The organism is Tamaricihabitans halophyticus (assembly GCF_004340875.1).
Taxonomy (GTDB): Bacteria; Actinomycetota; Actinomycetes; order Mycobacteriales; family Pseudonocardiaceae; genus Tamaricihabitans; species Tamaricihabitans halophyticus.
The window spans coordinates 1-7,295 of record NZ_SLXQ01000035.1 but is presented as its reverse complement, the minus strand read 5'-3'; the positions used below and the strand labels follow the sequence as shown (position 1 = coordinate 7,295).

The window sequence follows — 7,295 nt, the reverse complement described above, 5'->3', positions numbered from 1 at the left end:
AGACATCGACATCCACACCGAACCCCGGAGGCCCTCACCCACACAAGATCATCCGATCACGCGTCCCCCCGTTCACAACCTCCCAAGGCACTACATTTAGGTATCTTGCGGTCGTCGTGTCCGGAACTTCGCCATATGGGCCAGTGCCCACTGCTGACCGAACTGGGTTAGGGCTTGCTCCGACCATGGCGCATGGATCGGCTGCGACCAGTTCCTCGAGTAGCGCCGGAGCGTACCCATTCCGATCAGCACGGAGCCACTACCTTCGCTCCATTCGAACACGAATGATGCGTAGACGAACACTAGGACTCGTCTCCCGTTCGGCGCTTTGCGTACAACGGGACCTTCGGTCTGGTACGGCGCCTTGTACACCGTGGTTTTCCGGCCGTTGCGATACGTGAACGTCTCGGCCCGTACACCGGGCGGGAGAAAGCTGGGATCTAGCTGACTGCTCACGCGTCGTCGCCCTTTTGCCAGGACAGCACATCGGCAACCACTTTGCTTACCGGTCCTTCGCTTGTTCGCGTATTACGCCCGCGCTCTGCCCGAATGGCCATCGCGTTGTCGTAGGACCGAACGTGAACCGAGTCCAGGATGCCTAACCGACCTCGTGTATATACCAACGCCTCAGGTTCAGCTGGGTTGCCGAGTGGCACGCCCGACCAGCCGGCAAGTACAAGTTTCCGCAATGCAGCGATGTGTTCATCGTCCATGAATACAAGGGTATTTCGGCACTTTCAGAAGAAGCGAGACTTACCCGAGTCTTTGCATGATCTAGGGCCCGTACTCCGAGCTCCACCCACGATCGTTTTGAGGTTCGGTCATGACATAAACTCCTCGGCTATCGAGTTGAGAAACGCGATCGCGTTCTTTCTTACGAGAGAGTTCTGCCAAAAGTAGTCGAACACGTTCAGGTGGTACGAAACGTCGCGGTAGTCCCGCAGCGCTATTTCTCCCGAAAACACTTCTACGATAACCAACCGATCGTCGTAGACGACAAAGATGTTCAGCGGACTCGCCCCCACCAGTGCCGAGTTGGGCAGGATAGCCAGATCTACGTTCGACCGTTGGGATACTTCACACATGTGCCGTAGTTGATCAGCCATGACGGGAGACGGAGCACGCTTCAGCCTTGTGGCTTGTTCGGTCCGGAGGAAGCGAAACTGTCTAGACTCATCGTTCAACGCGTCCTGAGCAGCCAAACGCGCCTGCACAGCACGGTCTATATCCCTGGCAGGATTGCCCTCGATTACCGGAGTCAGCGCGGCACGGGCGTACTCAGCCGTTTGTAAGAGGCCGGACGGCATGATCGGCAGGAAGTGCCGGACTGTCGACGACGATTCGGTAAGCGCCTTGATTTCGGCTTGCTTACGCCAGATACCGACACGCGCAGCGGTGCGCCACGATGCATAGTCAACGTTAGCCGCCCGTGCCAGCGAGAGTACATCCTGTGCGGTCTTGGACGGCACGGACTCAAGTCCTTGAATAATCCGCTCGACGTCGGCAACGGTCGGCAGGATACGGCCGGATTCAATCCGGCTGATCTTCGACTGAGACATCGAGACACGGGCCGCCAGCCTGTCCCCGGAGAGCCCGGCGGCCTTCCGTAGTTCCCGTAGCGTCGTCGCCAGGTCTTTACGGTCTCGCTTCTCCTTATCTGGTTCGAGCATTCCACTCGCTATAGGGCACAGCGTGAGCAAGGGCGGCGTCACGCCACTTCCGGTACATCAACAGGTCCGGATTCTCGCGCTGATCAACGTTGAGCAGCGTCCCATCCGGGTTGAAATTCAAGTCAACTATTAGCTGATCATCGAAGAGCCAGAAGTCATGTGCTGGCAGGTCGAGCTCGATGTTCGTCAGGTCAAGGATGCGGATATCTTCGCCGGCTGCGATATTGCCGGGAATCGACCAATCACACTGATACCGCTGGTACTCGGTAAGCGGGTACCGCACGGTGCGAACGCGGCCGATCGACTTACCGGCCGACACGAGTTCCCGCACCCGATCATGCCAAGCGGAATTATAGCCTTGCGGCGGCGGCTCTCCCGCACGCCAGCGGGCCAGGTTCTCTTGCTCACGCGACATGGTGTACGTCGGTTGAGTCTCGAAACGCCAAGCCGTCCGCTCGTACCCCGTGAGGCGACGGCCGAACTGGTCCCCGTCTAGGAGCACGGCAGAACCTCCCTAAGCCGCTGAGCTAGTTCCGGCTTCCCCAGAGCTGCGGCAAGTGCCGAGGCTGCCTTCAGCACAACGTCAGGAGGCAACTCTACGGCGGCTTCACCCTCTCCGAGGGTGAGCCCATCGGTATCCGCCGCTACCAAGTCCCCCTGGGCTACCGCCATTCCTCGGTCAGAGATGTAGACAGCTGGACACGTGCCGTTTTCGCACCCCGACACCTTTTGGAGTCTCATGCGTACAGCGTGAGCCACCCCGCTGGACATGAGCAAGTTCTACCCGCGTACTTGCATAACTCCTGGTAGTACCCTGGCTACAGGGTGCCCTTCGTGGAAGGTACGCCACCCACGCGTGGATCGAATTCGGTGGCCGCGCGCAACGCCCTCGCCACGGCCTTGAATTGCGCTTCCACGATATGGTGCGGATCCCGGCCGTGCAGCACCCGCACGTGCAGTGCGAGCCGCGCGTGATAGGCAAAGGACTCGAACACGTGCCTGGTCAGTACGAACGGGTAGTTCCCGCCGATGGTGAACGAGTTGTACTGCTCCGGCTCGCCGAGCTGCACGCAGTAAGGACGGCCGGAGGCATCGATGGCCGCATGCGCCAAGGCCTCGTCCATCGGGATCCACGCGTCGCCGAACCGGCGAATACCCTGCTTGTCTCCCAGCGCCTCGCCGACAGCCTGGCCAAGCACGATCGCGGTGTCCTCCACGGTGTGGTGCGCGTCGATCTCGATATCGCCCTGCGCCCGCACGGTCAGATCAAGCGCGCCGTGTGCCCCGAAAGCGGTGAGCATATGGTCGTAGAACGGCACTCCGGTGGATACCGACACTTCGCCAGTACCGTCCAGATCGACCGATACGGTGATATCGGATTCCTTCGTGGCCCTTGTCACCTTGGCAACGCGACTCACCGGGGCACCTCCTTGCTCGCCTCGAGGAAGGCATCGTTCTCGTTCGGCAGACCAATCGTCACCCGCAGATGACCGTCGATACCGACATTCCTGATCAGCACACCACGGTCCACATAGGCTTGCCAGCTTTCCGCCGCATCGCTGAACTGTCCGAACAGGACAAAGTTCGCGTCACTGGGAACCGGAGCGAAACCCAGTCCACGCAAGGATTCGATCACCCGATCGCGTTCGGCGGCCAGGGTGGCCACCGAACCCAGCGTCGCCTCGGCGTGCCGCAGCGCCGCCGTCGCCGCTGCCTGGGTCAACACCGACAGGTGATACGGCAACCGCACCAGCTGCAGCGCGTCCACCACGGCCGGCGCGGCGGCCAGATACCCCAGCCGGCCACCGGCGAACGCGAACGCCTTGCTCATCGTGCGGGATACGATCAACTTCGCGGGGAACTCGCCGAGCAGCTCGATCGCACTGCTGCCACTGCCGAACTCCGCGTAGGCTTCGTCCACCACGACCAATCCCGGCGCGGCCCGCAGGATCTCCCGGATATCGGTCAGCGAGCTGGACTGCCCGGTCGGGTTGTTCGGACTGGTCACGAAGACCACATCCGGCCGCCGTTCGGCGATCAGCCGCGCCGCGGCTGGTGCGTCCAGGGTGAAATCCGGTCGGCGCGGCGCGGGAACCCAGTCTGTCCGGGTACCCGCCGAAATGATCGGGTGCATCGAGTAGCTCGGCTCGAAACCGAGCGCGCTGCGCCCCGGGCCACCGAACGCCTGCAGGATCTGCTGCAGGATCTCGTTCGATCCGTTCGCGGCCCACACGTTCTCCGCACCGAGATGCACGCCGGTCGCGCCGGCGAGATAGTCGGCCAAGCCCGCGCGCAGGACGCGAGCGTCCCGGTCGGGGTACCGGTGCAACCGGGTGGCCGCGTCCTCGGCCGCCGCGGTGACCTCGGCTACCAACTCGGCCGGCGGTGGAAACGGGTTCTCGTTGGTGTTCAGCCGAACCGGCACCTCGAGTTGCGGCGCGCCGTACGGGCTACGGCCACGCAGGTCCTCCCGCAGCGGGAGCTCGTCCAGGGTGACCCGCTCGCCAATCATGCTCGCTCCTCGGTAAATCGCGCGGTGACGGCCTGGCCGTGCGCGGGCAGGTCCTCCGCGTCAGCGAGCGCGACCACCTGCCCGGCGACCGAGCGCAGCGCGTCCTCGGAGTAGTCGATCACGTGGATACCGCGAAGGAACGTCTGCACCGAAAGGCCACCGGAATGCCGGGCGCAGCCGCCGGTGGGCAACACGTGGTTCGAACCCGCGCAGTAGTCGCCGAGCGACACCGGCGCGTACGGGCCGACGAAGATCGCGCCAGCGTTGCGGATCCGGCTGGCCACCGCGCGCGCGTCCGCGGTCTGAATCTCCAGGTGCTCGGCGGCGTACGCGTCCACCACCCGCACCGCGGCGTCCAGATCGGCCACGAGCACGCAGCCGGACTGCTTGCCGCGCAATGCTTCGCTGATCCGATCCGTGTGTTTGGTCGCGGCCACCTGACGCGCCAGCTCGGCCTCGGTCGCGTCCGCGAGCTCCACCGACGTGGTCACCAGCACGCTGGCCGCGAGCGTGTCGTGCTCGGCTTGGCTGATCAGATCGGCCGCGACATGCCGGGGATCCGCCGTGTGGTCGGCGAGGATCGCGATCTCCGTGGGGCCGGCCTCGGCGTCTATGCCGATCTGCCCGCGCAACAACCGTTTCGCCGCGGTGACGTACACATTGCCCGGTCCGGTGACCATATCCACCGGCGCGAGCTGGTTGCCGTCGGTATCGGTGCCGCCGTGGGCCAGCAGGGCGATCGCTTGGGCACCGCCGACGGCCCATACCTCGTCCACCCCAAGCAGGGCCGCCGCCGCCAGGATGGTGGGGTGCGGCCGACCACCGAACTCGGCTTGCGGGGGCGAGCAGACGACCAGCGAATCGACCCCGGCCGCCTGCGCCGGAACCACGTTCATGACCACACTGGACGGGTAGACGGCCAACCCGCCGGGCGCGTACAGGCCGACCCGAGCCACCGGAACCCAGCGTTCGGTCACCACGCCACCCGGAACGACCTGTGTCGTCACATCGGTTCTGCGCTGGTCGTCGTGTACCGCGCGGGCACGGCTGATCGCTTCCTCCAGCGCCGAACGCACCCGCGGGTCCAGTTCCTCGAGCGCGGCGGTCAACGCGTCGCTCGGTACCCGGACCGAATCCGGCCGAACCCGATCGAATCGCTCGGTGTGCTCGAGGGCCGCGCTCACCCCGCGTTCGCGGACCGCGTCGAGCACCGGCTGGACCTGATGAGCCACGCCGTCCACATCCACCTCGGCGCGCGGCAGGACAGAGCGCAGCTCGGCCACCGATGGCTCGGCGGTTCGCAGGTCAATGCGGTTGAACATAGGTCAAGGGTAGTGCTGTGCGTTGGCACACGATCGAGCTGGTGTGGTGAACGGATCACGACCCGGAGGCGTCCAGGCGGATCACCCGGTCCGCCCAGATGTCCAGCAGCTCCTCGTCGTGGCTGATCGCCAGTACGCCGACACCGCGCTCGCTGATCAGCGAGCGCACGACCTGCACGAGTAACGCGGTCGTCGACGCGTCCACCATGGCCGTCATCTCGTCACACACCAGGTAGTCCGGCTCCGGCGCGAGAGCACGGGCCAGGCAGGCACGTTGCAGCTGGCCATCGCTGACCTCGTGGCCGCACCGGTTAAGCAGGTCACCGGTGAGCCCCACCCGGTCCGCGAGATCCGTGACCGTCCTGTCCACGGCGCCGTTTCGACCCGCCGCGTGCACTGGCTCGGCAATCACCTGTCGCAGGGTGAACCGAGGGTCCACGGCCAGCCGGGGCTGCTGAAATACGACTCCCACGCGAGTACGCATCGCCGCCGGCGCGGCATGCCGGAACCGGGTGATCGCCACGCCGTCCAGCGAGACCTCGCCCCGCCATGGCGGCAGCAGCAGCGCCAGCACCCTGGCCAGGGTGGATTTCCCACAGCCGCTCGGCCCGGCAAGCCCGACCGTCTCGCCGCTCGCGATATGCACGTCCACACCATCGAGCACCGGCGCGTTCCGGCGGTACCCGGCGACGATTCCGTTAGCGCACAGCATAGGAAGCCGCCACCTCCGTTCGGGGCGCCTCGATCGGCGGATGCGCGGCCACGTAGCGCTCGCCGTAGCGGTGCAACCGTGGATCTCCGGTGCACGGCGGATAACCGGGCGCCTCCGGACACCGCGCGCAGAAGGCGCATCCCTCGGGTAACGCGGTGAGCTCGGGCGGATTACCGGGTATCGGCCGGAACCCGCCGCCGGGCAACGCGCCCAGCAGCGCGCCGGTGTACGGATGCCACGGCTCGCCAAGCACCTCCGCGGCCGGCCCGAGCTCGACGATCCGGCTGGCGTACATCACCGCGATATGGGTGGCGACCCGGCGCGCGGCGGCCAGGTCATGCGTGATCAGCAGCACCGCCTTGCCCTCCGCAGCCAACTCGGCCAGCGTGTCCACGACCCGGTGCACGAGTGGCCGGTCGAGACCGACCGTGGGTTCGTCGGCGAGCAGTACCCTCGGCTCCCCCGCCAATGCGATCGCCACCGCGACCCGCTGGGCAAGGCCGCCGGAGAGCTCATGCGGGTAGTGCCGCAGCGCATCCGGTGCCAGTCCGGCGCGGGCGGCCAGCTCTACCGCGTGCGCCTCGGGGTCATCGAGCTCCGGTCGGAGCGTGCGCACGGCCTCCACGAGTTGCGCGCCCACGGTGCGCACCGGCGTGAGATGACTCGCCGCGGATTGCGGGACAAGGCCGACATCACGGCCCCGCACCTCGGCGGCGAGGGTTCGTTCGGTTGCCCTGAGCAGGTCCAGCTCGCCGAGCCGGGCGGCGCCACGCAGCTGCCCGTTCGCCGGCAGCAACCCGAGCAGCGACGCGGCGAGCACGGATTTACCGCAACCGCTTTCCCCGACGAGCGCGAGCACCTGCCCTGGACGCAACTCGAAACCGACCTCGCTGACCGCGTGCACGATGCCCCTGCGACCGCCAGGGCCGAGTAGGAAACGCACGGAAAGCTGGTCCACCGCAAGCAAAGGGGACGTTCCGAGTTCGGTCACTAGTGCACCCTCTTCTGTGCAGACGCCGAACCGGCGTGTGTGGTAGGAACCAGGCGGAAGCCGGGGTGACGGCCTAGTTCGGTCGCCC

8 protein-coding genes are annotated in these 7,295 nt (G+C 65.7%); all 8 read right to left on the bottom strand.

Going from position 1 to position 7,295, the window contains the following annotated elements; genetic code table 11:
* Positions 1-452: 452 nt before the first annotated feature.
* Positions 453-713 carry a hypothetical protein gene (locus EV191_RS29805; RefSeq protein ID WP_132881457.1) on the bottom strand — a complete coding sequence of 87 codons (261 nt, stop codon included), beginning with the start codon at positions 711-713 and terminating at the stop codon, positions 453-455.
* A 108-nt stretch (positions 714-821) separates the two neighbouring features.
* Complete coding sequence (locus tag EV191_RS29800) at positions 822-1,670, bottom strand: Scr1 family TA system antitoxin-like transcriptional regulator (protein WP_132881456.1); 849 nt, start codon at positions 1,668-1,670, stop codon at positions 822-824.
* On the bottom strand, positions 1,654-2,172 hold the full coding sequence (locus EV191_RS29795) for a DUF6879 family protein (RefSeq protein WP_132881454.1): 519 nt from the start codon (positions 2,170-2,172) through the stop codon (positions 1,654-1,656). Before EV191_RS29795 ends, EV191_RS29800 begins: the two co-directional genes overlap by 17 nt.
* A gap of 316 nt (positions 2,173-2,488) precedes the next feature.
* On the bottom strand, positions 2,489-3,088 hold the full coding sequence (hisB, locus tag EV191_RS29785; protein ID WP_132881451.1) for an imidazoleglycerol-phosphate dehydratase HisB: 600 nt from the start codon (positions 3,086-3,088) through the stop codon (positions 2,489-2,491).
* On the bottom strand, positions 3,085-4,182 hold the full coding sequence (locus EV191_RS29780) for a histidinol-phosphate transaminase (protein ID WP_132881449.1): 1,098 nt from the start codon (positions 4,180-4,182) through the stop codon (positions 3,085-3,087). The genes hisB and EV191_RS29780 overlap by 4 nt, the downstream gene beginning before the upstream one ends.
* Positions 4,179-5,504, bottom strand: coding sequence for a histidinol dehydrogenase (gene hisD / locus EV191_RS29775; RefSeq protein ID WP_132881447.1), 1,326 nt, complete (start codon positions 5,502-5,504; stop codon positions 4,179-4,181). The genes EV191_RS29780 and hisD overlap by 4 nt, the downstream gene beginning before the upstream one ends.
* Before the next feature lie 55 nt (positions 5,505-5,559).
* Positions 5,560-6,216, bottom strand: a complete 657-nt coding sequence (locus EV191_RS29770; protein ID WP_132881446.1) for an ABC transporter ATP-binding protein — start codon at positions 6,214-6,216, stop codon at positions 5,560-5,562.
* The gene (locus EV191_RS29765) at positions 6,203-7,207 is read right to left on the bottom strand and encodes an ABC transporter ATP-binding protein (RefSeq protein ID WP_132881444.1); all 1,005 of its coding nucleotides are present in this window, start codon (positions 7,205-7,207) and stop codon (positions 6,203-6,205) included. Before EV191_RS29765 ends, EV191_RS29770 begins: the two co-directional genes overlap by 14 nt.
* Between the last annotated feature and the right edge of the window lie 88 nt (positions 7,208-7,295).